The following is a 26,253-nucleotide window of genomic DNA, read 5'->3' on the forward strand; positions in this document are numbered from 1 at the left end:
TTGTTTTGCCATAAAAATCGAAAAAGCCTCAACCCTAGCGGTTGAGGCTTTTGACTGGTTTGACGCCCAACTGGTCGATAAACCCTCTGAAGGCCTGTTTTCCTTCCGTTGTCTGTTTAAACACACCGGCGTGTTCAAGAATGCGAGCGAATACATGTCCCAGCTCTTCTTTTATGACTAGATCTGCATTCTCTTTTGTTATGGTTCTTTTTTTCATCATTCGAAGAGCCCATTCACTATGCTTTGCAGTGAGCGGATTTTGTTCTAAGGCTGTTTTCGGATCAGCAGAGCATAGCGCCGCTGCCGTTTCTTTCATTTCCTCCTGTAAGCGGCCCGGCAATATCGCCAATCCCATGACCTCAATCAGGCCGATATTTTCTTTTTTAATATGGTGGACTTCTTGATGAGGATGAAATATTCCTAATGGATGCTCCTCATCCGTCCGGTTGTTCCTCAGTACGATATCGAGTTCGTACAAGCCTCCCCTGCGCCGCGCAATCGGTGTGACCGTATTATGGGGCGTATCGCCTGTATAGGCGGCAATGCCGGCTTTTTCATCGGAATACGTCTGCCACGTGCGGAAGATATGGTCAGCAGCTTCGGCGACATGACCCGGTTCGTCTCCTTGGAGCCTGAGCACAGACATCGGCCACTTCACTAAGCCCAGCGACACGCCGGGATAATCATTTAATTCATAAACGTCTTCCGCTTCTGCACGTGCCATTGGAAAATCATGCGCGCCGCCTTGGAAATGATCATGGCTTAGGATGCTGCCGCCGACAATCGGCAGATCCGCGTTTGAACCGATAAAATAATGCGGATACTGCCCGAGAAATGACAGCAGCCTTTCAAATGTTTTTTTGCTGATCTCCATCGGTTCATGTTCACCTTTTAAGACAATACAGTGCTCTGGATAATAGACATATGGCGAGAATTGCAGGAACCATTGTTCGTCCTCAAGGGTGACCGGAATGATTCTGTGATTTTGCCGGGCTGGATGATTCACGCTTCCCTCGAAGCCGACATTTTCTTTACACAGCAAACACATCGGATAATTTGTCTGTTCCTGCTCTTTTGCAGCCGCAATCGCTTTCGGGTCCTTTTCAGGCTTTGATAGGTTAATGGTCATTTCCAGTTCGCCATATTCGGTCGGCACCGTCCAATGAACATTTTTGGCGATTCTGTCAGTCCGTATATAATAGACATCCTCTGAATATTGATAGAATTCCTTTGTCGCCTGTTTTGGGCCGTATAATGCTTTTGTCTCTTCAAATTTGCGAATGACCTCGGACGGAGCAGGTACAAAACAGCCCATCAGCTTTGCGCTGAGCAGGTCACGGTACGTATCTGTATCCGCTTCCATTCGGCCGGTTTCCGCAGCCCATTTATAGATGGGAGCAAGCAAGTCCGGCAGGCTTTGTGACTGCTTAATGCTGGTGCTGGAGATCGGCTCGGGATGTGTGATGCCCAGCGCTTCATAAAGACGGTTTGTCGTATATTCCCGATCCCAGATCGAAATCAATTTTCGTTCCAGGCCATACTCAAGCAGCTGTTCCAGATGTTCAAAAATACTCATATGTCACTCCCCCTTTAGTTCTCTCGCTCCCTCTCCGATATCCGCGACATAAAAATCCGCTCGGAGCCCTGTTTTTTCTTGATATCTGTCTCCAACCTTCTGAATAAAATCATCAACGAATTCATCTTTTACAATGCTGATGGTGCATCCGCCAAAGCCTGCTCCCGTCATTCTTGATCCAATTACACCTTCGTGATCCCATGCCGCAAACACAAGCTCATCAAGTTCAGGGCATGTTACTTCATAGTCATCCTTCAATGAAAGGTGGGATTCCTTCATTAACTGCCCGATTTCATCTATATTGTTCTCTTTGAACATATGGGCCGTCTTAATAGCACGATGATTTTCGTATACAGCATGCTTTGCCCGGCGTCTGTTCGTTTCATTTTGGATCAGGCTGGAATGCGCATCGAAATCAGAAGGCTTGATGTCGCCCAGTGCTGCAATATCGAGGCCTTTTTTCAGATCAAGCAATGCATCATTGCATTCTTGGCGTCTCGTATTATAGCTGGAGTCAGCCAATGTCCTTTTTTTGTTCGTGTTCGCGATGACCAGCGCGAGGCCTGAGACATTGAGTTTGCTATATTCATAGTCAAGCGTGTCACAGTTCAGCAGCATCGCATGATGTTTTTTCCCCATTCCAATTGCAAATTGGTCCATAATTCCGCAATTGACGCCGATAAAATGGTTTTCCGCATGCTGCGCCATTTTCACAAGCTCAAGCGCATCTACTTCAGGATGAAAATAGCTTTGGAGCACAACCCCCATCAGCAGTTCAATAGAAGCGGAAGACGACAGCCCCGCCCCGTTTGGAATATTCCCTGAAAATACAATGTCAAAGCCATGGGGAACTGCATATCCCCTCTGTTGAAATTCATAAATAACGCCTTTTGGATAGTTCGCCCAGTCGTCTTCTTTTTGATAGCGAATGTCGTCAAGACTGCATTCCTTGATCCCCGCGTCTTTAAAGTTGTCTGAATACATCCGGACAACCCCGTCTTTTCTTTCTGCAACAGCAGCATATGTACCCATTGACAGCGCGCACGGAAAGACATGCCCGCCGTTATAGTCTGTATGTTCTCCAATCAGATTCACTCTTCCAGGTGCGAAAAAAAACCGTAACCCCTCTTTTTCTCCGAATACACTTGCAAATATCCCCTTTAGCTCTTCCCGCATGTGCAATCACCTTTCTGGTTTTTATTTTTTATTCCCCTTATTTCTCCATAGAAAACGGCAGATCATATGCTGTAGTCCTCTCATACACCTTCTTCCTTTGTTTTTTTAAAGACGAGCCATTTGCTCGCAACATAGTTGACGACAACAATGACCGCGTTGTCGAGTATTTTGGCCAAGGTTTCATTTGTATTGAACTGGCCGACAAGAATGATCATCATGCCTAAATCTATGCCGAGAGACAGGACCCGTACGCTGAAAAAAGCAGTGAGCTCTTTCAGCAGGCTCTGCAGATCATGTGTTTTTTGCTGAAACACATATAATTTATTTGTTATGTAAGCAAACAGCACGGACAAAATCCAAGCGGCGACAGTGGCGGCTTTGTAATCCACATTCATGATCTCTACCAATATATAAAAGCTGGCGATATTCACAATGGTTGTGAAAACCCCCATAATGATATACATAATTATTTCTCTATACTTCACTGATGTTCCTCGCTTTCTGAAAAACTTTTCAAAATTCTTGGCCTCTCGTGCTCTCTGTCTAAAGTAAAAAATACCGAAAGTGCGTCTAAAAAGCTGCGGAAGGTGGCTGGCTGGCCCAATACATATGATTGTTTGATGATTCCGTCGAGGACTGCACATATTATTTTAGCCGTATATTCAGGATCAATACAGGCGTCAATCAGCTTTCTCTCCTTCAGCCACTTAATATATAACACATTTTCTTCCACCCACAATTCGTACAGCCGGACATAGGCCTTGCATTTCTTTAAGACTTTATATGTCGGCATGTTCATGGCAAACGAGGTGATGTCCCACGACGGCTTATTTATGTAATAGGAATAAAGCAGTTCTGCAGCGTGTTTTGCAGCCTCGTCCAATGTCAGCGATTTCACTGACTCCCGCTCCATTTGATCAAGATACCCTATAATGATCTTTTTTTTCATCTGACGTTTTTCGAGAAGGTACAGCAGAAAATCGTCCTTGCTGACAAAATGAACATAAAATGCTCCTTTGCTGTACCCGGCGGCTCTGCTGATATCTTCTACAGAAACCGGATCATACGCTCGGTCAATCAACAAATTCACGCCAGCGTCTATAAAACTTTCAAATGTTGCTTCTCTTTTAATTTGAAATTTGTTTTTTTTCATATTTTTCTCCTGGCGGTAATGATTACCCTTATCTTACACCGGATCAATCTTTAGCGGTATTTATTTCTTTGAACAGTTATGCTATTCGGTTTCCCAGGGGTCATTTTTAATAGGCTAAATGATTTATTTTCATTTACATACTATCCAGTCAGTATTTAATTGTTTATTATTATAAATAAGGTCCATTGGTTATATTAGTCATTTTTTTAGGGAATAGGTAGGTGGTTTTTCCTTCAGTTTGTGAACACCGAGCAACTATGTGTGAAATTTGTTGTACTCGCCTCATCATCGCGCTGGCTTGTCTTTTATTGCCCGCATGTTGCAGGAAAACATTTTATACAATTGGAGGTTACTATGAAAACTCATGTTAAAAAAGATTTGGACAAAGGTTGGCATATGTTAATTCAAGAAGCTAGATCCATTGGATTAGGCATTCATGATGTGAGGCAGTTTTTAGAATCTGAGACAGCATCGAGAAAGAAAAACCACAAAAAAACCGTCCGGCAAGACTAGTCCGAACAGGCGGATCTATTTACCTCTGGCTTTTCTATCACCTGATCTGAGTTTTCACCATATCCTCTATTCAAAAGCAAATCGCTGCGCTGAGCTTGAGGACAAACGGTGTGTCAGCTAACTACGACAGACAGCCGGTGATGCGATCACCTCTTGGCACATGCATTGTCATAAAGAGGTGATGCGAACATGATAACCGTGCTCTGGTAAACAGCAGCTTTGCTGAGAACAAGCTGCATTCGGTGAGGTTTTGAAAGCAAACTCGTTTATACACGGCCGAGCTTGAAAACCTTCGCCTGTCTTTAGACCACTGTGTTCACCTCTTCACGACTTCCTTCTTTTTTCATCCTCCAGATATTGTTCAACGCATAAATCGGACTTTCAGTACATACCTATTGGTGTACCTTTTTGCTTACGTTTAGCGAATAAAAGGAGGAAAGCCATGTACAAAGCTGATTATAAACAGATTGCTGCAACGCCGTCTTTTCAAGCTTTTTTAAAGCAGAAACGCGCTTTTATTGTTCCTTCTGCGATTTTCTTTTTTGTTTTTTATTTTTCACTCCCTGTTTTGACATCTTATTTCACCTTTTTGAATGCACCGGCCATTGGAGCTGTTTCATGGGCTTGGCTGTTCGCCATCGCCCAATTCGCTATGACCTGGATACTGAGTACTGTGTATTCCCGGAGAGCCGCCCATTTCGATAAGTATGTAAGCGCTTTAAAAGAGGATCTGAAGGGTGAACAGACATGAATATGACTGCTTTTTTATTATTTTTGGCGATTGTTGGCCTGACGCTTATTATCACGTATTTTGCCGCGAAGCGGACGAAAACGACGAGTGAGTTTTATACGGCGGGCGGCGGGCTCACCGGCGTTCAGAATGGACTGGCAATTGCCGGTGACTACATGTCTGCCGCCTCGTTTCTCGGGATTGCCGGAATGATTGCGTTATATGGATTTGATGGCTTCTTTTACAGCATCGGTTTTCTGGTGGCTTATCTCGTTGTCTTGTACATCGTGGCGGAGCCGCTTCGGAATCTTGGAAAGTACACGATGGCAGACATGATTGCCGCTCGCTTTAAAGAAAAGAAAATCCGCGGTGTCGCGGCTCTCAATACCATTGCCATCTCTACTTTTTATATGATCGCCCAGCTCGTGGGGGCGGGCGCGCTGATCAAACTGCTTCTAGGGCTGGATTATACCGCGGCTGTCCTCATCGTCGGAGTGCTGATGACCATTTATGTCGTGTTTGGCGGCATGATCGCGACAAGCTGGGTTCAAATTATTAAAGCCGTTTTGCTGATGGCCGGGACACTCGTGATTTCGATTATCGTGTTTTCGAAATTCGGCTTTAGCCTTAATACCATGTTTGAACAGATGAAAACGGCTACTCCGCTGGGCGCTGATTTTTTGAACCCCGGAAATAAATACAAGGTGCCGCTTGAGACCTTGTCGTTAAACTTGGCACTCGTGCTGGGAACCGCCGGGCTTCCGCATATATTGATCCGGTTTTATACCGTTAAGGATGCCAAGACGGCCCGTACATCCGTTGTGTCAGCGACATGGATTATCGGTGTGTTTTACATTATGACGGTATTTCTCGGCTTTGGTGCCGCGGCATTTGTCGGTTTTGACGCGATTACGGCGGCTGATCAAGCGGGAAATATGGCGGCTCCGCTTTTAGCAAAAGCACTCGGAGGAGACTTTCTGTTCGCGTTTGTGTCAGCCATCGCCTTTGCCACCATTTTGGCTGTCGTGACAGGGTTGGTGCTGTCTGCCGCCTCAGCATTTGCCCATGATATTTACAGCCAGATCATCAGAAAGGGAGAAGCAACTGAAAAAGAACAGATGAAAGCGGCCAGATGGGCTTCTGTCGCCGTGTCAGTGCTCTCGATTCTCCTTGCGATTTTTGCACAATCCTTAAATGTGGCGTTCCTTGTTGCACTCGCGTTTGCGGTAGCCGCCAGCGCAAACCTTCCGCTGATTGTGTTTACAGTCTTCTGGAAACGATTCAATCCCTCAGGCGCTTTATGGGGCAGCCTGACAGGCCTGATCAGCGCGCTTGTGCTGGTGTCGATGAGCCCTAGTGTGTGGGACCCGGCCGGAGGTGCTATTTTTACCGGTGATCCGCTCATTCCGCTGTCTAATCCAGGGATTATTTCCATCCCGCTCGGCTTCCTCGGCGCGTGGCTCGGAACGGTGCTGTCGTCTGATAAAACAATTGATGAAGATACGTTTGCGGAAATACAGGTGAAGGCGCATACTGGCGTCCATATGGAACAGGAATAAAAAAAGCTCTCTTTATCGAGAGCTTTTTCCTTACTTTTTCTTCTGCTCGTCAGAAATCGCTTTTTCAAATACATCCTTGCCGGCAGCACCCGGAATTACAGTGTCACCGATAATAAAGGTTGGAACGGCTGTGATGTCAGCCTCTTCATAGGCGTGCTTCAAGGCTTGGCGCTGCACGTCCTGATATGTTCTTATTTCCAGTGCTGATTTGAATGATGCACCGTCTAATCCCACTTCCTCGGCGAGCTTCGTCAAGATGTCAATGTCGCCGATATTTTGGCCCTCTTGGAAAAATGCCTGAAAGACACGGGTGTTGTATTCATGTCCTTTATTGTATTCCTTCGCAAAATGGAAGCCTTCAAACGCGAGGTCTGTATACGGATGGGGCGAGACGTTTGGAAAATTGATCTCGACTCCTAATTTCTCCGCCATTGGCTGAATTGATGTCTGCCACATGTACTGTTTGGAAGGATCATTGACCGGATCAAGCTGAGGAGATGGGCTTGGGCGCAGTTCAAACGGCATCCACTCGACTTCAACATCCTTTCCTTTTATCGCTTCTTCAAAAGCGGCTTTTCCAACAAAACAAAATGGGCAGACGTAATCTGAATAAACTTTAATGTGTACTGTCATGATAATCTCCTTTCGTATAAATTGATTTTAAACTGTAACAATTAAAGTTACAACTTTTTTTAAATAAAGAAGCCGATTAAGGCTTCTTTTATGATTCCAGTAAACGCTGGGCAATATATTCTCCTTTTTTGCAGCCGCCTGGGCATGCATATAAAGCAGAACCGATTGTTTGTGTATATTCGTTTAACGCATCCTTTGCTGAAAGAGCCTTCAGCATCGGGATAAACTGATTGTCGGGATTTTTTTGAAAACTGATAAACAGAAGACCTGCATCCATATAGCCGGTTTTCGGATCAAGTCCTTCTGTGTAAGAGAAAGCTCTTCGCAAAATTTGTTTTCCCGTAGATTTCGCTAGACTGACGTGTGAATTAGACGGAATTTGATTCAGCTTCACGGGATCTGTTTCCTTTTTCTGTCCGAAAGGCGCCCCTGAGCTTTTTCTGCGGCCGAAGGTATCCTCTTGGTCCTTGAGGGAAGAGCGGTCCCATATCTCAAGGAACATTTTGATTTTCCGGAAAGCCATATAGGTGCCGCCCGTCATCCAGTCAGGCTCACCGGACTGAACCCACACGATCGAGTTCATCAAGCTGTCATCCTCCGTGCTCTGGTTGCCTGTTCCATCTTTAAACCCGAAGAGATTGCGCGGTGTTTCGCCATTTTTTCCTCCGCTTAAAAAGCCTTTGTTCACAAAGCGGACCTCACAAGTGCCGACCGCTTGATTTAGCAGGTTACGCAGCGCGTGAAACGCCACTTGCTCATCGTCTGCACATACTTGAATGCAGATGTCCCCGCCTCCCTGCTTTTCATCCAGGTTGTCATTGGGCATCGCTGGAAGAGCGGCTAGGTGCTTCGGCTTTTTGCTTTTCAGCCCGAAGCGGTCCTTTCCGTCTTTTTCAAAAAAGCTAGGCCCAAATCCGAATGTGACCGTTAAGTTGGAAGGGGATAAATCAGCAGACTCACCTGTATCCTGCGGCGGCAGATATTGATTTCTCTGCTCCGCTGACATTTTCTTGCCAGATGTCAGCATCTGTGTGAGACTTGTCCAGTTTCTAAATAACGTAATGATGTCGCTTTTGTCTTTTGCTGTTACATCCAGGGCAGCAAAATAGACATACGTCTGATGGGCAGTTGTGATTCCGGCCTGATGCTTTCCGTAAAACGGAACAATCTGCTCCTCCTCTTTTTCATCCTTTTTCGATGGCTTAGCCGCAGTCTGAACAAGCGGAGCGAGACCGCCGAGACCGCTGGCACCGATCGCAACGGCTGCCCCCGCCATCGCTCCCCATTTTAAAATGTCCCGTCTGTGAATTTGTTCTGGCTTTTTTTGTTCATCGCTCATGATGTTACAAAACTCCTTTTATAGCACATTCGCAATCTTCGACATGGTTTCAGAAAGAGTCGTCAGCTTTGTGCTCAGCTCTCTGATTTGCTTTTCACTTAATTTATCATAAGACGTATAGGACTGATCATTTGTTTTGTATTTTGCCATTAAAACTTCAAATTCGCTGAACTCCGTATCCAGTTTTTCCGTCAAGTCGGAGTGATCTTTTACAAGCGCGCTTTTCACTGTTTGATAAACGGCTTCGGAGCCTTCCACATTTGCCATAAGGTCAACTAAATCAATCCGTGAGTAGCGCTCTTCTTCTCCCGTGATTTTCGAAATTCCGGCTTCGTTCAGAAGCTCCATCGCGCCTGCAACAATTTGTTCAGGGGTTAATTTCAGTGATTGAATTGAACCGTCAAGCTCTTTTACATCTTTGAGAAGCTGGTCAGCTGTTGCCTTTTCCCCGGAAATATCTTGATCCTTCCAAATGGCCTTCTCAAGCTTATGGAAGCCTGTCCATTTGTCTCCTTCTTCAACATCGTTTTCTCGTGCATCAATTTTCGGGTCAAGATCTCCAAGGCTTTCAGCGATCGGTTCGATACGCTCGTAATAAACACGCGCTTTCGCATATAACGTTTTAGATTTTTCGATATCGCCGGATTTCACAGCGCTTGTAAATGCTTCAGTCGCTTTGACAAGCTGGCCACTCTGCTTTTTGACATAGCCTTTATACTCATCTGCTGCTTTTGCCAGCTGATCGCTAGCCTTTTTGCCGCTCTTCTTCGCTTCTGTCAGGTCTTCTAAGGACGCTTTCAATGACTCGGATTCTGTCTTGATTTTTACTGTATCCGGTTTGTCTTTTTGTGCTTCTGTGTAGATTGGCTGAAGATGCTTTTCGATTTCTGTATATTCGAATGGATAGTCACTGCGAATATCGTTTTCAAAGGAAAGCCAGTAGCTGTTTAACTCTTTCCCCTTCTTTTCAATCTCTTTTTGGTCTCCTTTTTCCACTGAGTCATTCAGCTTAGAAATGATGGTTTCCATTTTATTTACGGATGCAGTGATTTCTTTAGTGACCCCGCTTTTTTCAGATGAAGCTTTTTCTTTGGTTGAAGATGTGTCATTGGCTCCGCAGCCTGCGCACAGCGCAAGGATGCATCCGGCTGATACAGCGATTTTTGTGAAATTCATTTTGTCAGTTCCTTTCCGTTTGTAAAATGTTTTGCCGCTTCTGAAACAAGCGCAATCAGTAAAAAGAGGAAAATCAACATTTGCGGAATCGTGCTGTACACGGACGGATAAATTCCTAGCACCGATACAGACGGCAGCCAGCTTTCTGCATCAGACGGAAGAATGCCCGCCAGCTGAAGGCTGTGAACGCCGGTTCCGAGAAATTTCACGCACATATACAGGACAACCGCCATTGATAGAAGAAAAAACGGCTTCAATGGAATGCGCATTCCGAGCTTGATCATCAGAACACCGACGATGACGAGAACGATAAGCCCTGCGGCAGTTCCGCCGATCAGTTCAGTGAGCGGAAGCTTCCCGACAAGCCCGATGAAAAAGATGACCGTTTCGAGACCTTCTCTTACAACTGCCAGAAATGCAATGAGCGCAAAGGAAAGCAGGCTTCGTTTTTTTAGTGCCTGTGACTTCTGGATATTGATTTTTTCTCTCCATTTATCCATTGAGGCGTTTCTGTGCAGCCACACCCCGACATACAAAAGCATGACAGCGGACAGTACGCCGGTAACGCCGCCAAGCAAGAAATTGTTTTCTCCGAATACACTGGAGGAGAACAGAACCGTGACACCGATGCCGGCTGCTAAGGAAACAGCCATGCCGGCGGACGCTCCGCCCCAGATCCATGTCGAGGAACTCGTGACACGCGCTTTTTTTGTCATGGTTAATAGCGCTCCGATGACAAGGAGGGCCTCCATTCCTTCACGAATCGGGATCAGCGCCGCATCCCACCAGCTGTAGCTGCTTGAAGCGATCGGCTCGAGCAATTGAATCATTTCGTCAATTTGCTTTGATACCTTTTCAGGATGGCTGCCGATCTCCGCCTTCATCAGCGCCAGATTTTCCTCCGATGTCGTATAGGCTTCTTTCGATTGGGACACGACGTCTCCCTCAACGGCGAGCCAGGATGTAACTAAATTGTCGATTGCGGATGACGCTTCATCCAATTGTTTTTTTTCTATGAACTGTTTTGTGTCTTTCAAGCTTTGTATATAGGCTGTTAAGGACGCCCTTGATTGACCTGAGGATGTCTTTTTCAGCACGACAGCCTGCTGGTAGGTTTCTAAATGAGACGAAAGCTCTTCAAGCTGTGTTTTGAGCTTGCCTGCGTCTTGATTGATAAAAGAAAGAGAAATCATCGCGATATTCGCGTCCATTTCACTGTGAGAAGAAAGGTTTTCCTTTTTAATAGAAGGTTCTTCTTTTTTCCACTTCGCCTTGAAGGTTTCAAACGTTTGCTGTGCCAAGTCTATATCTCCGTCTTGTACGGATTTGATCATTTGCTTGTTTAATTGAATTAATGCGGCGATCGGATCATCTTCCGCATGTGCCGCAGAACCGAAAACCATCAACAAGCTGAATAAAATAAGTGCCAGCCCCCGAGCCATCATGTTCCTCCTATAATTGAAAATGATTATCATTGTATAACATAATCATAGCCAGTTCCTGTCCTTTGTCAATTAAAATTTGAAGGTCTGAAAACCTTGATGGACAGCAAAAAAGCTGTCCTTTTACAGAACAGCCTTTTGAAGGAAGATGAACGATTATCTTTCTGTTTTATATGTTTGAATTTCCTCACGAAACTTGCGTGCAGCACTCTCAGGATCTTCCGCCTGACTGATGGCGCTGATCATACTGACGCCATCGGCCCCCGCTTGGATAACAGGTGCGGCATTATCTATTGTGATGCCGCCGATGCCGACAATTGGAATGCTGATGCCTTGACGGCGCACTGCTTCGATAAGAGATACCCCTTGTACCGCTCTCGTATCTTTTTTCGTTTCAGTCGGATAGATCGGCCCAAGCCCGACATAATCGGCTCCGTCTTCTTCAGCTTGCTTCACCTCAGACATCGTATGAGCAGAAACGCCGAGAATCATATCACCTATGGCAGCTCTTACCTCTTTCGCATTTGCGTCTTCCTGGCCGATGTGGATACCGTCAGCTTTCAGCTTCAGAGCCAATTCCACATCATCATTGACAATGAACGGAATACCAGCTTCACGGCAAGCTGCCTGCGCTTTTTCAGCAAATTCAATCCGAGCCTCTCCTGTCAGCGCATCCCCGCCTTTTTCACGGAACTGGTACAGGGTGGCACCGCCTTTTAACGCTTTTTGTACAACTGTAACAGGATCGGCTTTCGTATTGTTTGACCCCATAATGAAGTAAACAGATAATAACTCTTTCATCATTTCCCGAGAAATACGAGTCATTAGACAGTCACCCTTTCTATAGCCGCCCATTCTTGGACGTCTTGTTCAGTAACAGTTGAAAGCTTGTTCAGCAATTCAATCTGAAAGCTTCCAGGGCCTTTGTCAGCCGTCTGCTGTGCGGCAAGCTGAGCGGCGACCCCATACGAAGAAATGGCCGCAATAGCAGCAAACAATGGATTTTCTTCCACAGCGCAAAACGCACCGACGACGGAAGTCAACAGGCAACCGGCGCCTGTCACTTTTGTCAGCAGCTTGTGGCCGTTATGAAGGGTATATACATGTGATGTATCGGCAATGACATCGACTTCACCAGTAATCGCAATGACCGTGTTTAGCTTTTGTGCCGCTTGCTGAGCCAGCCGGATGATGTCGCCTCCGCCTTCACCCGCATCAACACCTTTGATCAGCCAATCCGTCACACCGACGGTATGGGCAATTTCCGCCGCATTTCCTCTGATTGCAGCAAGGCGAACCTCACGAATAATGTCACGTGCCGATTCAGTGCGGAACGGTGTTGCTCCGGCACCGACAGGATCAAGAATGACGGGAACGCCATGTTCATTAGCTGATTTTCCCGCGATGATCATCGCTTCGACTGACTCCTTGCTCAGTGTTCCGATATTTAAAACGAGTGCACCCGCAATCTTCGCCATATCGGCGACCTCTTCTTTTGCGTACGCCATAACGGGCGATGCGCCGAGGGCGAGCAGGCCGTTTGCTGTGAAATTCGTTACGACATTGTTGGTTATGCTATGCACCAGTGGGCTGTGCCGGCGGACAGCCGTAAGACATTTCGCTGCTGATTGTGCATCCATGTTTGCATCATCCTTTACTTTCTTTTTTCGGGTCCCATAAATACGATTTCGTATGTTCGAGCCAAGCTCTGGCGGCAAACGACAAGTACCTGTCCTTTCTCCAAATAATGGCGAGGTGCCAAGGGATGACCGGATCGACAAGCGGAATGACTTTCACTTTTTCCGGGTCAAGGCCGCGGCAGATCCGTTCCGGCAAAAGCCCGATCCCAAGGTTGGCTGATACCATCTCACTAATAAAATCCCATTGTGATGTTTCATAAATGATATGGGGCCGGAACCCAGCCTTGATACATTCCGTCATAATTCGGTTGTGCAGGACAAAATCCTCCCTGAAGAAAATAAAAGGCTCGTCCTTCAACTCACGCAGCTGACATTCTTTCTCATCAGCCAGCCGGTGGGACGGGTGAACGACAAGCATTAAGGTTTCTTTTACGATTGTAAACGAATGAAAGATATCTTCGTTTGCGGGAAGGACCACAACGCCTATATCAAGAGAGCCGTCCCCGACACCTTCTTGGACTTTTATAGAACCGTCTTCGACTAGCTGAAAGGTGACATTCGGATAGTTTTCACGGAAATCGCCGAGCACTCTCGGGAAAAACCCCGATCCGATCATCGGCGGCAGTCCAATCCGTACGTGCCCTTTCTTGACTTCCATAATATCATTTAATTCTGACGTCAGGTTTTGAAATGATTTAATGATTTCCTGCGCCTGCACATACATGCTATGGCCGGCATCAGTCAGTTCTACCTGCCTGCCGTTTCGGTAAAACAGTTCAATTCCGAGCTCTTCTTCTAAATTTTTGATCATTTTTGATATCGTCGGCTGAGAAACATAAAGGGATTGGGAAGCCTTCGTAAAACTTTTTAAACGGGCGACTTCCAAGAAATATGTTAAATGGCGGATATCCATGTGCTTCACCCTTTCTATAGACAAAAGGAATACTTCTTATTCTTAATATATATTTTACCTATAGCGAGACCTTATGTACAATAAGTATATAAGGGAGGCATCAATATGAAAAAACTGTTGCTAACCGTTATTCAAATCGCTCTGTTATTTATATTTGCTCGGCTGATTAATTGGGTGACAGCCCTTCTTCATATAAATATTCCCGGCAGTATAATAGGGATTGTGATTCTTTTCACATTATTGCACTTTAACATTATCAAGCTTGAATGGATAGAGCTTGGTGCAGCGTGGCTTCTCGGGGAGCTGCTTTTATTTTTTATCCCGTCTGCCGTCGGAGTGATTGAATACGGAGACATTATGTCGAAATTTGGTGTCAGCATTCTGCTTGTTGTCATCATCAGCACGTTTGTCGTGATGGTGTCTACAGGAACGCTTACACAACTCATTGCAAAGAGAAAGGAGAAAAAGCATACGTGTTCATCGGAATTGTAAGTTTGTTTTTAACGGTTTTGGTGTATTTAGGAGCAAAAAAGGTATATCAACGCTTTCCGCGTGTTTATACGTCGCCGCTATTGATGACGCCCGCTGTGTTAGTCGGTCTGCTGCTGCTGGTGAATGTCCCGTACGAGTCCTATAATCTCGGCGGCGGATTACTGACCGATATGCTACAGCCGGCCACCGTGGCATTCGCGATCCCGCTATATAAATATTTCCCTGTTTTAAAGAAATACGCAGTGGAAATTATTTTGAATGTGGCCGTCGGTTCATGCATCGCGATTATTTCTACCGCTCTTATTGCGAAATGGCTTCACCTCGGCACCGGCTTAATTGACAGCCTCGTCCCGAGATCAGTGACAACGCCGATCGCGATGAACGTATCTGAAATGATCGGCGGAATGCCTGCCGTCACAGCCGTGTTTGTGATTTTAACCGCTTTGCTCGGCACAGTGATCGGCCCGATGGTCATCCGCTATTTCCGTATTGATAACGAAATCGCGCGGGGCGTGCTGCTCGGCACAAGCGCACACGGAGCGGGAACGTCAAAGGCATTTGAGCTCAGCTCTGTGTCCGGCACGATTTCAAGCGTATCGATGATCTTAGCTGCGATTATGACGCTTTGCGCGGCGCCGTTTTTACTTTCATTTATGTAAAAAACTGTCCTCTCGAGGGCAGTTTTTTTATGTGCTTCCCCTTATTGAAAAGCTCGCAAATTACAATATAATGTAATTTGTGGATACCAAAGGAGGCACCTTGATGCACAACTTGCAGGTGAGACGGCATTATGCCGCGTTAAAAGGATTTTATTTGTTTGCTTTTCTCGGTACGGGCAGCATGATTCCCTTACTCAGTATGTATTTAACGAAGGAACAGCATTTAAGCGGATCACAGGTCGGCTTGATCATGTCGCTGGGCCCGATTGTGATGATTTTCTTTCAGCCGTTTTGGGGCATGCTCAGCGACTATACGCAAAAAACGAAAGGCCTGCTGGCGGTTTGCACATCAATCACAGGCATCATTGGATTAGCCTATATTGCATTTGACAGTTTCCCTCTGTTTATTTTGATTGCGGCCTGTTTTGCAGCCTTTCAAAGCACGATTATTCCACTTTCGGACAGCATTTCACTAAGGTACACACAAGAAACAAACGGCAATTATGGCGGAATCCGCCTGTTTGGTTCTCTCGGCTTCGGTGTCGCGGTGTTTGCCATGGGACAGGTGACGAACCAGCTGTACCCCATTCACGTGATCTTTATCTTTGGCTGTGCCTTTCTGTGCATTGCCGCCATATTGGCTTCACAAATGCCCGGCCAGCAGAAAACAAAAACAAAGGTCAATATCCGCAAAGGATTCCGGGAGCTTATCAGCAACAAAACTTTCCTCATCTTTATGATCATCACCTTTACGACATTTGCTCCAAACTTAGCGAACAATACGTATTTCAGTCTTTTTCTGGACAAAAGCGGCGCGTCTCTTTCCGCTATCGGCATTTTATTTTTCATCGGCGTGATTTCAGAAATACCATTTATGCGGTTTGCCCAAACATTTATAGATAAAATGGGGCTGCTCAACGTCATTATGCTGTCAGGCGGAGTCTCATTATTCAGGTGGGCGCTCTATTTCACGGCGCCTTCACTATGGATCATATATGCGACGGTCTTTCTTCAGGGAGTGGCCATCGGTTTATTTATCCCGGCGGCGCTTCAATATGTGAAAAAGATTACCCCAAGACACGTTGAAGCGACGGCGCTGACCATGTACGCCGCCATTGGCAACGGGTTCGGCAACTGGTTCTGCACATTTGCAGGCGGGTATATTTTTGACTACGTATCGATTTTCGCAGTCTACTTGCTTTTTGGCATTCTGAGCATAGCAGGCTTTGGCCTGACATTATATTTAATGAAGGCTGAAAAAAACAAACATACACTTCATCAGCCGGCTGTTACTTTTAAACCATAATGACTATAATGAACAAAAGAAAGGATGTGCGTTATGAACGGGCAAGAGCGAAACAGCATTTCGAAAGGGTTGCAGGTTGATATTGTATTGAAAGCAGATCAAAAAACAGGAAAACTGACGAGAGGGACAGTGAAGGATATTTTGACGAAATCAAGCTTTCATCCGCATGGCATTAAAGTCCGGCTTGAAGATGGCCGCATCGGCCGCGTCCAGCAGATCATTTCTACATAAAAAAAGCTGCCCCTGAACAGGGCAGCTTTTTCATTATTTTTTCTGCAGAAGGACCACTTTCAGGTAGTTGCCTTCCGGAAATGCCGAAATCGTTTTGAAATCCTCCGGCAGCGTAAATTCCTCAATGATGGTGTAGCGTTCGTTTGTTTCTTTAAATGCGGCATCGATAAAGCCTTTGAATTTCTTCATGCCAAAGGCGCTGCTGTTTGTAGAGGCAACAATGACACCCTTGTCAGCAGTGATGGCGATCGTTTCCTTCAGCAGGTTTTTATAATCCTTGGCCGCGCTGAAGGTGCGTTTTTTTGTGCGCGCAAAGGAAGGCGGATCGAGAATAATCAGATCAAAGCGCAAATCCTTTTTTGCAGCATATGAAAAATAGTTAAACACGTCCATCACTTTAATGTCGTGCGCTTCGTAATCCAGCTTGTTCACGCTGAATTGCTCGATCGTTTTGGCCAGACTTCGGTTTGCCACGTCGACGCTTGTTGTTTTCTCCGCTCCGCCAAGCGCCGCCGCCACGGAGAATGCACCCGTATAAGAAAATGTATTTAAAACGTTTTTCCCTTTTGCATAGCGGTCTCTGATCGCCTTGCGCACATGTCTCTGATCCAAAAAGATGCCCGTCATGGCGCCTTCATTCAGATCCACCGCGTATTGAATGCCATTCTCTTGGATGATGATCGGGAACTCGCCCCTTCTCCCTTTCACGAAGTCATCATCTTCAACGTATTGTCCAGCCGTGTCGAAGCGTTTCTTCTCGTAAATCGCTTTATAATCAAGATCCATCTCATCCAATGCGGAAATCAGCATGTCTTTAAAGGTGTAAACCCCCTTGCTGTACCATTGAATCAGCAGGTAGCCGTCATAATAGTCGATGGTGACGCCGCCGACACCGTCGCCCTCACCGTTGAACAGGCGGAAAGCTGTTGTATCTTGAGCCTCAAATAGTTTGGCGCGCGCTTGGGCCGCTTTTGTTAATTTGGTGAGAAAAAATGCCTGGTCAACCTGTTCATGTTTATTGCGGGTAAGCGTCCAGCCGACCCCTTTGTTTTGCAGGCCATAATAGCCCCGCGCGAGAAACTCGCCGCTCTCAGACAAGATATCAACGAGGTCTCCTTCTTTCATGTGCCCCGCACTCCCTGCGAGAGCTTCTTTTTCGATAAGGGGATAGCCTTTTTTGATTTTGGCAGCGTGTGCTTTCTTTAGGGTGAGTAGCTTCATATATGTCGTCCTCTTTCTGTTTGCTTTCTCTTATCGTACCACAAAACGCCAAGATGTCTGCATTGACAGAAAGGAAAGGTTTTTCTACGATAGACAAAAAGAGTTTCGAGGAGGAGCAGCATGCCAAAACGAATTGACCATACAGGCATCATGGTAAGAGATATTAACGCGTCCATCACATTTTATGAAGAGGTACTCGGCATGAAATTGAAGGATCGCATCACACACACGAACGGTGTAATCGAGCTTGCATTTCTTGGCTTTGAAGACGGCCCGGAAACAGAAATTGAACTGATTCAAGGCTACAGCAGCGAGCTTCCCGCTGAAGGAAAAGTGCACCACATTGCCCTGCTGACTGATGACATCGCGGCTGAATATACAAAAGCGGAAAAAATGAACGCGAAATTTATCGACGAGGAGATCACAACACTTCCAAACGGATACCGTTATTTCTATATCGAAGGCCCTGACGGTGAGTGGATTGAGTTCTTTCAGCGGTAATAAAAAAGCAGCATAACGCTGCTTTTTTATTATTTAAACACTTACATCACTACACATTTTTATCCCCAGATTCAACCGCACTCTCTTCCCGCCATTTTTGATGATCCCATATTCTGAAAAACGGATAGTAGATGGCACAGGTGATCAGCAGATTTACCAGCTGCATAACGGCGCCCGACACCTTTCCGCCTGTCGCCAGGTAACCTGATATGAGCGGCGGCATCGTCCATGGCACCGCGATTCCGGCCGGTCTTGCCACCAGCCCGGTGCTCATGCCGATATAAGTCGCGGTAATCGTGAGGAGCGGTGCGATGATAAATGGGACAATAAGGAGCGGATTCATGACAATCGGCATGCCGAAAATGATCGGCTCGTTGATATTAAAAAGCGCGGGCCCAATCCCTAATCGGCCAAGCTGCTTCATTTGTTTGCTGCGAGATCGGACAAGCATCGTCAGGACAAGCGCCAGTGTCGCTCCGCTCCCGCCGACATTGATCCAAATTTGAAAAAACTGAGTCGTAAAAATACTCGGCAGCGCCTCGCCCGCTTGGAAGGCAAGACGGTTGGCATCCATCGCGCCGTACCAAATCGGCGACATGATTCCGCCAATGATGGAAGCCCCGTGAATCCCGCACGACCAAAGCAGCATCTGTACAAATTCAGCAATCAGGCTTCCGCCGAGACTGCCGCCAAGGATGGAAAGCGGTGTGCCAAGCAGGTCTCCTACGACATTGTGCAGACTCTGAAAAGGTGTCATTTCAATCAGAAGACGCGCCAGCCACACGAGAAACACAATGATAAAGCCGGGAATCAGCGCGACAAACGATTTGCTTACCGCAGGCGGCACACCGTCTGGCATTTTGAAGACGATATTTTTTTGAATAATGTACCGATAGATTTCGGTTGAAAACAAGGCAATCAGCATGGCGACAAATAAGCCCTTGCTGCCAAGTAGCGTGATCGGGATTCCGCCCCCTACCATGATGGACTCCGTTGAGCCATCCGGTGTAAACGGCACCTCAAACGGCGTTGCCAATAGAAATGCGGCAATTGAAATCGCTCCGGCCGAAAGGGCATCAACACCATAGCTTTCCGCCAGCCGATAGGCGATCCCGAAAGCGGCGATCATCGCCATAATATCAAACGAAGCATTGACGGGATATCCGAGCTTATCAGCCCACTCCTTCCCAAACACACTCGCCATGAAATCAGCATACCCCGGAATCGGCAGGCTCGTTAAAATCAAGAAGACAGACCCGATAATAATCAGCGGCATGGTCAGGATAATTCCGTCACGCAAAGCGCTGAGGTGCCGCTGTCCGGCAATTTTCCCGGCGACAGGCATTATTTTTTCTTCCATTACCCGAGTGAATGCGCTCATCTTAAAAGCCCCCTTTTCACATTGCTTTGTGAACAACCTCCGCAATGTTTTCTTTATCTTATTTTGAAAACGCTTACAAATTCATTTGGAAAATTTCCTCTTCATGCGGAAAAAATCTGTATTTTGCTAAACAACCTTGCCTATGAAAATTTTTTTCCTTCTTACTATTAATCTCTCTTTTTTTCTCCGATATATATATCAAACATCATAGAAAAAGGAGATGAATCATGAAAAACATGTCTTGCAAACTTGTTGTATCAGTCACTCTGTTTTTCAGTTTTCTCACCATAGGCCCTCTCGCTCATGCGCAAAACAGCAGCGAGAAAGAGGTTATTGTGGTTTATAAAAACAAGGCCGGAAAGGAAACCATCCTGGACAGTGATGCTGATGTTGAACAGCAGTATAAGCATCTTCCCGCGGTAGCGGTCACAGCAGACCAGGAGACAGTAAAAGAATTAAAGCAGGATCCTGATATTTTGTATGTAGAAAACAACGTATCATTTACCGCAGCAGACAGCACGGATTTCAAAGTGCTGTCAGACGGCACTGACACCTCTGACAACTTTGAGCAATGGAACCTTGAGCCCATTCAGGTGAAACAGGCTTGGAAGGCAGGACTGACAGGAAAAAATATCAAAATTGCCGTCATTGACAGCGGGATCTCCCCCCACGATGACCTGTCGATTGCCGGCGGGTATTCAGCTGTCAGTTATACCTCTTCTTACAAAGATGATAACGGCCACGGAACACATGTCGCAGGGATTATCGGAGCCAAGCATAACGGCTACGGAATTGACGGCATCGCACCGGAAGCACAAATATACGCGGTTAAAGCGCTTGATCAGAACGGCTCGGGGGATCTTCAAAGTCTTCTCCAAGGAATTGACTGGTCGATCGCAAACGGGATGGACATCGTCAATATGAGCCTTGGCACGACGTCAGACAGCAAAATCCTTCATGACGCCGTGAACAAAGCATATGAACAAGGTGTTCTGCTTGTTGCCGCAAGCGGGAACGACGGAAACGGCAAGCCAGTGAATTATCCGGCGGCATACAGCAGTGTCGTTGCTGTTTCAGCAACAAACGAAAAGAATCAGCTTGCCTCCTTCTCAACAACTGGAGATGAAGTTGAATTTTCAGCGCCGGGGACAAACATCACAAGCACTTACTTAAACCAGTATTATGCAACGGGAAGCGGAACATCCCAAGCGACACCGCACGCCGCAGCCATGTTTGCCTTGTTAAAACAGCGTGATCCTGCCGAGACAAACGTCCAGCTTCGCGAGGAAATGTGGAGAAATATCGTTGATCTTGGTACCGCAGGCCGCGATCAGCAATTTGGCTACGGCTTAATCCAATATAAAGCACAGGCAACAGATTCAGCGTACGCGGCAGCAGAGCAAGCGGTGAAAAAAGCGGAACAAACAAAAGCACAAACCGATATCAACAAAGCGCGAGAACTCATCAGCCAGCTGCCGGGCTCCGACGCCAAAACTGCCCTGCAAAAAAGACTGGATAAAGTACAGTCATACAGAAATGTAAAAGATGCGAAAGACAAAGTCGCAAAGGCAGAAAAATATAAAACACAGCAAACCGTTGATACAGCACAACCTGCCATCAACAAGCTGCCAAACGGAACAGACAAAAAGAACCTTCAAAAACGCTTAGACCAAGTAAAACGATACATCGCGTCAAAGCAAGCGAAAGACAAAGTTGCGAAAGCGGAAAAAAGCAAAAAGAAAACAGATGTGGACAGCGCACAATCAGCAATTGGCAAGCTGCCTGCAAGTTCAGAAAAAACGTCCCTGCAGAAACGCCTTAACAAAGTGAAGAGCACCAATTTGAAGACGGCACAGCAATCCGTATCTGCGGCTGAAAAGAAATCAACTGATGCAAATGCGGCAAAAGCACAATCAGCCGTCAATCAGCTTCAAGCAGGCAAGGACAAAACGGCATTGCAAAAACGGTTAGACAAAGTGAAGAAAAAGGTGGCGGCGGCTGAAGCAAAAAAAGTCGAAACTGCCAAGGCAAAAGTGAAGAAAGCGGAAAAAGACAAAACAAAGAAATCAAAGACATCCGCTCAGTCTGCAGTGAATCAATTAAAAGCATCCAATGAAAAAACAAAGCTGCAAAAACGGCTGAACGCCGTCAAACCGAAAAAGTAACCAAAAACCTTTAAGATTTGCATTCCAAGTCTTAAAGGTTTTTTACATTCTAAGAACACCACACACAACCTTTTTCCCATCTACTGTACAGGCTTTTCATACTATTGCTATACAGCCATGAACAGCATAAAATGAACGTTATTACAGTTATCACCACATATGGCGGGATTGTGACTGGGCAGGCAGGCAAGACCCAATGATGCAAAGGGAGTATTAGTGCCTAAAAAGCAGGGCATTTTAACTCTTCTTTTCGTGTTGGGCTCATAACGGCGCCTTGGACAACCCCTATACTCATGCTCCGTCGTCGACGCGGGCATTTTTGTCATTTTCAGCCGGTATTTCTCACTTTTTTCATTTTGATTGTCAACTTTTCATTTGATACGATGAACAAGCCGACTTTTCTTCAGCAAAGGAGGTTTTGATTGCTTGCATAAAGAGATTGCAAAAGAATTACTGCTGCTCGCAGGAGGAAAAAACAATATTATCAGCATCAGCCATTGTACGACCCGTCTTCGTTTTGATGTAAAGGACGAGACGAAAATTGATATACATGCTATTGAGAACCTGCAAGGTGTGCAGGGCACCTTTTTCCGTTATGGGCTTTTCCAGATTATCTTCGGAGCAGGCGTCGTCAACAAAATATATAAAGAAGTCGTTCATGTATGGGAGACCGCGCCTTCTGAAGAACCTGTCCACCAGAAAAAAGCCAGCCGGAAGCTGAACCCTGCCGCAGCTTTTGCGAAAACACTGTCCGATATTTTTGTGCCGATTATTCCGGCAATAACAGCAAGCGGCCTGCTCATGGGGCTGATCGGCATGATTAAGGTGTTTCACTGGTTCGCTGCCGGCAGCCCATGGATTAAAATGCTCGACCTCGTGTCCAGCACAGCCTTTATTTTACTGCCAATTTTAGTCGGCTTCAGTGCCGCACGGCAATTTGGCAGCAACCCATACCTAGGGGCAGTGATCGCGGGGCTTTTGACGCATCCTGATCTGCTGGACCCGTCTATGCTCGGCAGCAAAACCCCGTCTTCTTTAGACATATGGGGGCTTCATATCCCGATGATGGGGTATCAGGGTTCCATGATACCGATTCTTCTCTCCGTTTTTGTCATGAGCAAAATTGAGAAGCTATTAAAATCGATTGTGCCGAAGTCGCTTGATGTCGTGATCATTCCCTTTATTACGGTCATGGTGACAGGGTGCCTCGCGCTGATTGTGATGAATCCCGCCGCGTCCATCATCGGCCAGATCATGACACAATCGATCGTCTATATCTATGATCACGCCGGCATTGCCGCCGGAGCCCTTTTCGGCGGCATCTACTCCACCATCGTCCTATCTGGATTGCATCATAGCTTTTATGCAATTGAGGCAACGCTGCTTGCTAATCCGCATGTCGGTGTCAACTTTTTAGTGCCGATATGGTCGATGGCGAATGTGGCCCAAGGCGGAGCGGGGCTTGCGGTATTCCTCAAAACGAAACAATCAAGCCTGAAGAAAATTGCTCTCCCCGCTTCTCTGACCGCGTTTTTAGGCATTGTTGAGCCGATTGTATTCGGGGTAAATCTCAAATTGATCCGTCCCTTTATCGGAGCAGCCATCGGCGGTGCTATTGGCGGAGCGTACGTGGTTGCGGTACAAGTTGTGGCAAATTCCTACGGGCTGACAGGCATTCCGATGATTTCAATTGTGCTGCCGTTTGGCGCCGCGAATTTTGTTCATTATATGATCGGTTTTTTGATCGCAGCCGTCTCTGCTTTTATAGCTACATTGTTTCTCGGGTTTAAAGAAGAGACAGAATAACTGGATTTATTCGTTTTCATTCATAAAACGGGGGATGAAAGGACAAAAAAGCTATGAAAATTAAAAGAATCTTAAATCATAATGCTGTCGTCGTAAAGGATCAAAATGAAGAGAAGATTCTCTTGGGTGCAGGAATTGGGTTCGACAAAAAGAAAAATGATATTGTCGACCAGTCGAAAATAGAAAAAACCTTTGTCAGAAAAGATACAGCTGACTATAAACAGTTCGAAGAGATTTTAGAAACATTGCCTGAAGACCACATTCAGATTTCTGAGCAAATTATCTCTCATGCCGAAAAAGAGCTGAACATCAAAATCAACGAGCGCATTCATGTCGCTTTTTCAGACCATCTTTCTTTTGCAATTGAACGCCTGAGCAATGGGATGGTTATCAAAAATCCGCTGCTGAATGAAATCAAAGTCCTTTATCCAAAGGAGTTCCAGATCGGCTTATGGGCCAGAACACTGATTAAAGATAAACTGGGGATTCACATTCCTGATGATGAAATCGGCAATATCGCCATGCATATCCACACAGCAAGAAACAATGCCGGCGATATGACACAAACGCTTGATATTACAACAATGATCCGTGATATTATCGAGATTATCGAAATTCAACTGTCTATTAATATCGTTGAAGATACCATCTCTTATGAACGGCTTGTGACCCATCTCCGCTTTGCCATTCAGCATATCAAAGCAGGCGAATCCATTTACGAGCTGGACGCAGAAATGATCGACATCATTAAAGAGAAGTTTAAGGATGCCTTCCTGTGTGCCCTAAGCATCGGCACCTTTGTGAAGAAGGAATACGGCTTTGAATTTCCTGAAAAAGAATTGTGCTACATCGCCATGCATATTCAGCGGTTCTACCAACGGTCAGTCGCACGCTGAGACAAACAAAAAACGCTTTTGATCATCTCAAAAGCGTTTTTTTATATCTGTATTATTGGTTGATCGCCGGATTCCCAATCGTATTCCACTTCGTATAGGACATGTAATGGAAATACTCATCGCGATACGGATGTTTTGTATTGGAGTTCCAAGGCTTTTCTCCGCCGCAGAAGTGCACGATTGCCGGGTTTTCTCTTGTTTCATTATATTGCTTCCGCCCTAACAGAGTCGATGGGGTTTTCAGCTTTAACATGATATAGGTTTGAGCGTTCCAGCGCGGATGAAGTTCATACCACTGATCATACAAGATCGCATTCAGTGCATCTTGGTCATGCAGCACAAGAAAGTCTTCGTCTGGGTGTTCATTGATAAAGTTGATGACTTTTTCTGTGATGTTTTGCTTTCTCCAAGACTCAAAATCAATAATCATGATACCTGAGTTAAAATACTTCCCTGTATCAGTGACGTTCATTTCTTTCAGGCGTTCATGCTGCCCCGCATCCTCAACAGCGGCTACGGTGTATGGCGCAATGTCTAAGTCCCATAGCTTAGAAATATCCTCTAGGACAAGCGCATCACAATCGATGTAAATCATTCGTTTGATGCTTTCATCCTTAATTAAGTCGGGAATCGAAATGCGGTAATACGCGGCTTTTGTAATATGGCTGCTCTCTACCGCATGTTCATACATTTTGGTATCCACTTCTAAAAACTCAATCGGCACTCCGAATTTCAAAGTGGTTTCTTCCAGTCTTTTTTTGTTATCAGGCTTAATTCCGCCATCAATGACGTATAATTTTACCTCTCTCTCCTGATCCATGTTAGTCAATAAAGAAACGAACATCCCACCTAAATGACGAGCATAATTATCATCTGCGCATGATACGATATGCATGATTTCATCTTTCCTCAATGGTATTCATCTCCCTTTTTGTTGTACAAGTTACATACCCTTTTTCAAAAAAATAAACACGTTCTCCGACATTTTTTTAAACAGAATGTGTGATACAACAAAAAAGGTGTCATTTTTTGAAGATGCGATAAAGCCAATAAAGAATGAAAAAGCTTGCGATTGTGATGGCTTCAGCCGAGACGATATACCACGGCCATGGCCCGAGAACATCTAAGAGAGAGGATCCGCCCGGTTTTTTCGTCAAATACATATAATTCGCGCCAAGCCAGCGATCAATCAGGAAAATACAGACGCCGTACACATTAACAAGCAGGACTGTCACCCATAACGAGCGCTGGCCCATTCTGTAGGTGCCAATCACAGCCATCAGCAGACAGGATAAAAACACAGACCCGTGAGAAATAAAAAAGAGGATATATCGGATATGCGGAAATGAAAACATACCGAGGTCAGGAGTGGCAAGAGCCTGAATCGAACTGCCGATGCCGGCAAAAAACAAAAACACAAACAGCTTTCTGCTTTTTGTCACTAACATAATAGCAGACAAATACACCGACAGGTCACTAAGCTGGAGAGGCAATGAAGTGCGCACCGACCACCTGCCCGTGGCGACCATCCATATTTGATAGCCGATTTGCGAACCAAGCAAAAGAAACACAAACAGAGAACGTAAAAACCGGCTGGCCCTCGGCTGCTTGACCCCCTCTTGGAACAAAAACAACAGAATGGCCAAAAGGGCGATAATCGCTAACGTCACTACATGCTCTGTCGAAAACAGATGAAACGGATCATGCTTATAGACGGATTGAACATATTTTTGCAAAACTGCACC

General features: G+C 45.8%; 26 protein-coding genes. 11 read left to right on the forward strand and 15 right to left on the reverse strand.

Annotated features, from left to right (window positions below; translation table 11 throughout):
* Window positions 1-34: 34 nt before the first annotated feature.
* The 4 genes from galT to slrC all read right to left on the reverse strand — a co-directional run bounded on the left by galT (window position 35) and on the right by slrC (window position 3,905).
* On the reverse strand, window positions 35-1,576 hold the full coding sequence (galT, locus tag NSQ12_RS20210) for a UDP-glucose--hexose-1-phosphate uridylyltransferase (protein ID WP_339175484.1): 1,542 nt from the start codon (window positions 1,574-1,576) through the stop codon (window positions 35-37).
* A gap of 3 nt (window positions 1,577-1,579) precedes the next feature.
* Entirely contained in the window at window positions 1,580-2,752 is a 1,173-nt protein-coding gene (locus NSQ12_RS20215; RefSeq protein WP_339175486.1) for a galactokinase, read from the reverse strand.
* Window positions 2,753-2,832: 80 nt separating this feature from the next.
* Window positions 2,833-3,216, reverse strand: a complete 384-nt coding sequence (locus NSQ12_RS20220) for a GtrA family protein (RefSeq protein ID WP_003227398.1) — start codon at window positions 3,214-3,216, stop codon at window positions 2,833-2,835.
* Between the two features lie 17 nt (window positions 3,217-3,233).
* Window positions 3,234-3,905 (reverse strand): transcriptional regulator SlrC, encoded by a 672-nt coding sequence (gene slrC, locus NSQ12_RS20225; protein WP_003227396.1) that lies wholly within the window; start codon window positions 3,903-3,905, stop codon window positions 3,234-3,236.
* A gap of 354 nt (window positions 3,906-4,259) precedes the next feature.
* Here slrC and slrA point away from each other — a divergent pair, with 354 nt between their 5' ends.
* From slrA to NSQ12_RS20240, 3 genes are all read left to right on the forward strand, one after another.
* Complete coding sequence (slrA, locus tag NSQ12_RS20230; protein ID WP_003243648.1) at window positions 4,260-4,418, forward strand: transcriptional regulator SlrA; 159 nt, start codon at window positions 4,260-4,262, stop codon at window positions 4,416-4,418.
* Window positions 4,419-4,860: 442 nt separating this feature from the next.
* On the forward strand, window positions 4,861-5,169 hold the full coding sequence (locus NSQ12_RS20235) for a DUF485 domain-containing protein (RefSeq protein ID WP_003227392.1): 309 nt from the start codon (window positions 4,861-4,863) through the stop codon (window positions 5,167-5,169).
* Entirely contained in the window at window positions 5,166-6,707 is a 1,542-nt protein-coding gene (locus tag NSQ12_RS20240) for a cation acetate symporter (RefSeq protein WP_029726201.1), read from the forward strand. The genes NSQ12_RS20235 and NSQ12_RS20240 overlap by 4 nt, the downstream gene beginning before the upstream one ends.
* Before the next feature lie 30 nt (window positions 6,708-6,737).
* On the opposite strand, the gene NSQ12_RS20245 is transcribed toward NSQ12_RS20240, so the two are convergent.
* The 7 genes from NSQ12_RS20245 to NSQ12_RS20275 all read right to left on the reverse strand — a co-directional run bounded on the left by NSQ12_RS20245 (window position 6,738) and on the right by NSQ12_RS20275 (window position 13,850).
* On the reverse strand, window positions 6,738-7,340 hold the full coding sequence (locus tag NSQ12_RS20245) for a DsbA family protein (RefSeq protein ID WP_124059396.1): 603 nt from the start codon (window positions 7,338-7,340) through the stop codon (window positions 6,738-6,740).
* 88 nt (window positions 7,341-7,428) lie between these two features.
* A complete protein-coding gene (efeB, locus tag NSQ12_RS20250) occupies window positions 7,429-8,679 on the reverse strand; it encodes an iron uptake transporter deferrochelatase/peroxidase subunit (protein ID WP_029318658.1) in 1,251 nt (416 codons plus the stop codon).
* Between the two features lie 18 nt (window positions 8,680-8,697).
* Complete coding sequence (efeM, locus tag NSQ12_RS20255; protein WP_029726199.1) at window positions 8,698-9,855, reverse strand: iron uptake system lipoprotein EfeM; 1,158 nt, start codon at window positions 9,853-9,855, stop codon at window positions 8,698-8,700.
* Entirely contained in the window at window positions 9,852-11,297 is a 1,446-nt protein-coding gene (gene efeU, locus NSQ12_RS20260) for a ferrous ion permease EfeU (protein ID WP_160221892.1), read from the reverse strand. Before efeU ends, efeM begins: the two co-directional genes overlap by 4 nt.
* A 156-nt stretch (window positions 11,298-11,453) precedes the next feature.
* Window positions 11,454-12,122 (reverse strand): thiamine phosphate synthase, encoded by a 669-nt coding sequence (gene thiE, locus NSQ12_RS20265; protein WP_015250933.1) that lies wholly within the window; start codon window positions 12,120-12,122, stop codon window positions 11,454-11,456.
* Window positions 12,122-12,937, reverse strand: coding sequence for a hydroxyethylthiazole kinase (thiM, locus tag NSQ12_RS20270; RefSeq protein ID WP_339175493.1), 816 nt, complete (start codon window positions 12,935-12,937; stop codon window positions 12,122-12,124). The genes thiE and thiM overlap by 1 nt, the downstream gene beginning before the upstream one ends.
* 7 nt (window positions 12,938-12,944) lie before the next feature.
* Window positions 12,945-13,850, reverse strand: coding sequence for a LysR family transcriptional regulator (locus NSQ12_RS20275; RefSeq protein WP_015250931.1), 906 nt, complete (start codon window positions 13,848-13,850; stop codon window positions 12,945-12,947).
* Window positions 13,851-13,955: 105 nt separating this feature from the next.
* Between NSQ12_RS20275 and NSQ12_RS20280 the strand changes: the two genes are divergently transcribed.
* The 4 genes from NSQ12_RS20280 (at window position 13,956) to NSQ12_RS20295 (ending at window position 16,538) form a co-directional block, all read left to right on the forward strand.
* Complete coding sequence (locus NSQ12_RS20280; RefSeq protein WP_003227375.1) at window positions 13,956-14,342, forward strand: CidA/LrgA family holin-like protein; 387 nt, start codon at window positions 13,956-13,958, stop codon at window positions 14,340-14,342.
* Window positions 14,324-15,001 (forward strand): CidB/LrgB family autolysis modulator, encoded by a 678-nt coding sequence (locus NSQ12_RS20285; protein WP_128441942.1) that lies wholly within the window; start codon window positions 14,324-14,326, stop codon window positions 14,999-15,001. The genes NSQ12_RS20280 and NSQ12_RS20285 overlap by 19 nt, the downstream gene beginning before the upstream one ends.
* 103 nt (window positions 15,002-15,104) lie before the next feature.
* Window positions 15,105-16,307 carry a major facilitator superfamily domain-containing protein 6 gene (locus NSQ12_RS20290; protein ID WP_015250930.1) on the forward strand — a complete coding sequence of 401 codons (1,203 nt, stop codon included), beginning with the start codon at window positions 15,105-15,107 and terminating at the stop codon, window positions 16,305-16,307.
* A gap of 33 nt (window positions 16,308-16,340) precedes the next feature.
* Entirely contained in the window at window positions 16,341-16,538 is a 198-nt protein-coding gene (locus NSQ12_RS20295; RefSeq protein WP_015385004.1) for a YwbE family protein, read from the forward strand.
* A gap of 33 nt (window positions 16,539-16,571) precedes the next feature.
* Here NSQ12_RS20295 and NSQ12_RS20300 read toward each other — a convergent pair whose 3' ends face one another.
* The gene (locus NSQ12_RS20300) at window positions 16,572-17,759 is read right to left on the reverse strand and encodes a class I SAM-dependent rRNA methyltransferase (RefSeq protein WP_339175497.1); all 1,188 of its coding nucleotides are present in this window, start codon (window positions 17,757-17,759) and stop codon (window positions 16,572-16,574) included.
* Window positions 17,760-17,879: 120 nt separating this feature from the next.
* Between NSQ12_RS20300 and glxA the strand changes: the two genes are divergently transcribed.
* Window positions 17,880-18,260: a glyoxalase GlxA gene (gene glxA / locus NSQ12_RS20305; protein ID WP_003227362.1), complete on the forward strand. Its 381-nt coding sequence runs from the start codon at window positions 17,880-17,882 to the stop codon at window positions 18,258-18,260.
* Window positions 18,261-18,309: 49 nt separating this feature from the next.
* On the opposite strand, the gene celB is transcribed toward glxA, so the two are convergent.
* Window positions 18,310-19,641 carry a PTS cellobiose transporter subunit IIC gene (gene celB, locus NSQ12_RS20310; protein ID WP_106073271.1) on the reverse strand — a complete coding sequence of 444 codons (1,332 nt, stop codon included), beginning with the start codon at window positions 19,639-19,641 and terminating at the stop codon, window positions 18,310-18,312.
* Window positions 19,642-19,868: 227 nt separating this feature from the next.
* On the opposite strand from celB, the gene epr reads away from it, so the two are divergent.
* From epr to sacY, 3 genes are all read left to right on the forward strand, one after another.
* Window positions 19,869-21,806 (forward strand): minor protease Epr, encoded by a 1,938-nt coding sequence (epr, locus tag NSQ12_RS20315; RefSeq protein WP_339175499.1) that lies wholly within the window; start codon window positions 19,869-19,871, stop codon window positions 21,804-21,806.
* A 426-nt stretch (window positions 21,807-22,232) separates the two neighbouring features.
* Entirely contained in the window at window positions 22,233-23,612 is a 1,380-nt protein-coding gene (gene sacX, locus NSQ12_RS20320) for a SacY negative regulator SacX (RefSeq protein ID WP_003243800.1), read from the forward strand.
* Window positions 23,613-23,665: 53 nt separating this feature from the next.
* The gene (sacY, locus tag NSQ12_RS20325) at window positions 23,666-24,508 is read left to right on the forward strand and encodes a transcription antiterminator SacY (RefSeq protein ID WP_015714931.1); all 843 of its coding nucleotides are present in this window, start codon (window positions 23,666-23,668) and stop codon (window positions 24,506-24,508) included.
* 52 nt (window positions 24,509-24,560) lie between these two features.
* Here the strand turns inward: sacY and NSQ12_RS20330 are convergent, their stop codons facing one another.
* Together NSQ12_RS20330 and NSQ12_RS20335 are read right to left on the reverse strand one after the other, a co-directional pair.
* The gene (locus tag NSQ12_RS20330) at window positions 24,561-25,421 is read right to left on the reverse strand and encodes a glycosyltransferase family 8 protein (RefSeq protein WP_015714932.1); all 861 of its coding nucleotides are present in this window, start codon (window positions 25,419-25,421) and stop codon (window positions 24,561-24,563) included.
* Between the two features lie 109 nt (window positions 25,422-25,530).
* Window positions 25,531-26,244 (reverse strand): TIGR02206 family membrane protein, encoded by a 714-nt coding sequence (locus NSQ12_RS20335; RefSeq protein ID WP_024572602.1) that lies wholly within the window; start codon window positions 26,242-26,244, stop codon window positions 25,531-25,533.
* Window positions 26,245-26,253 lie beyond the last annotated feature (9 nt).

It is taken from the genome of Bacillus sp. PS95 (genome assembly GCF_037963565.1).
GTDB classification, from domain to species: Bacteria; Bacillota; Bacilli; order Bacillales; family Bacillaceae; genus Bacillus; species Bacillus subtilis.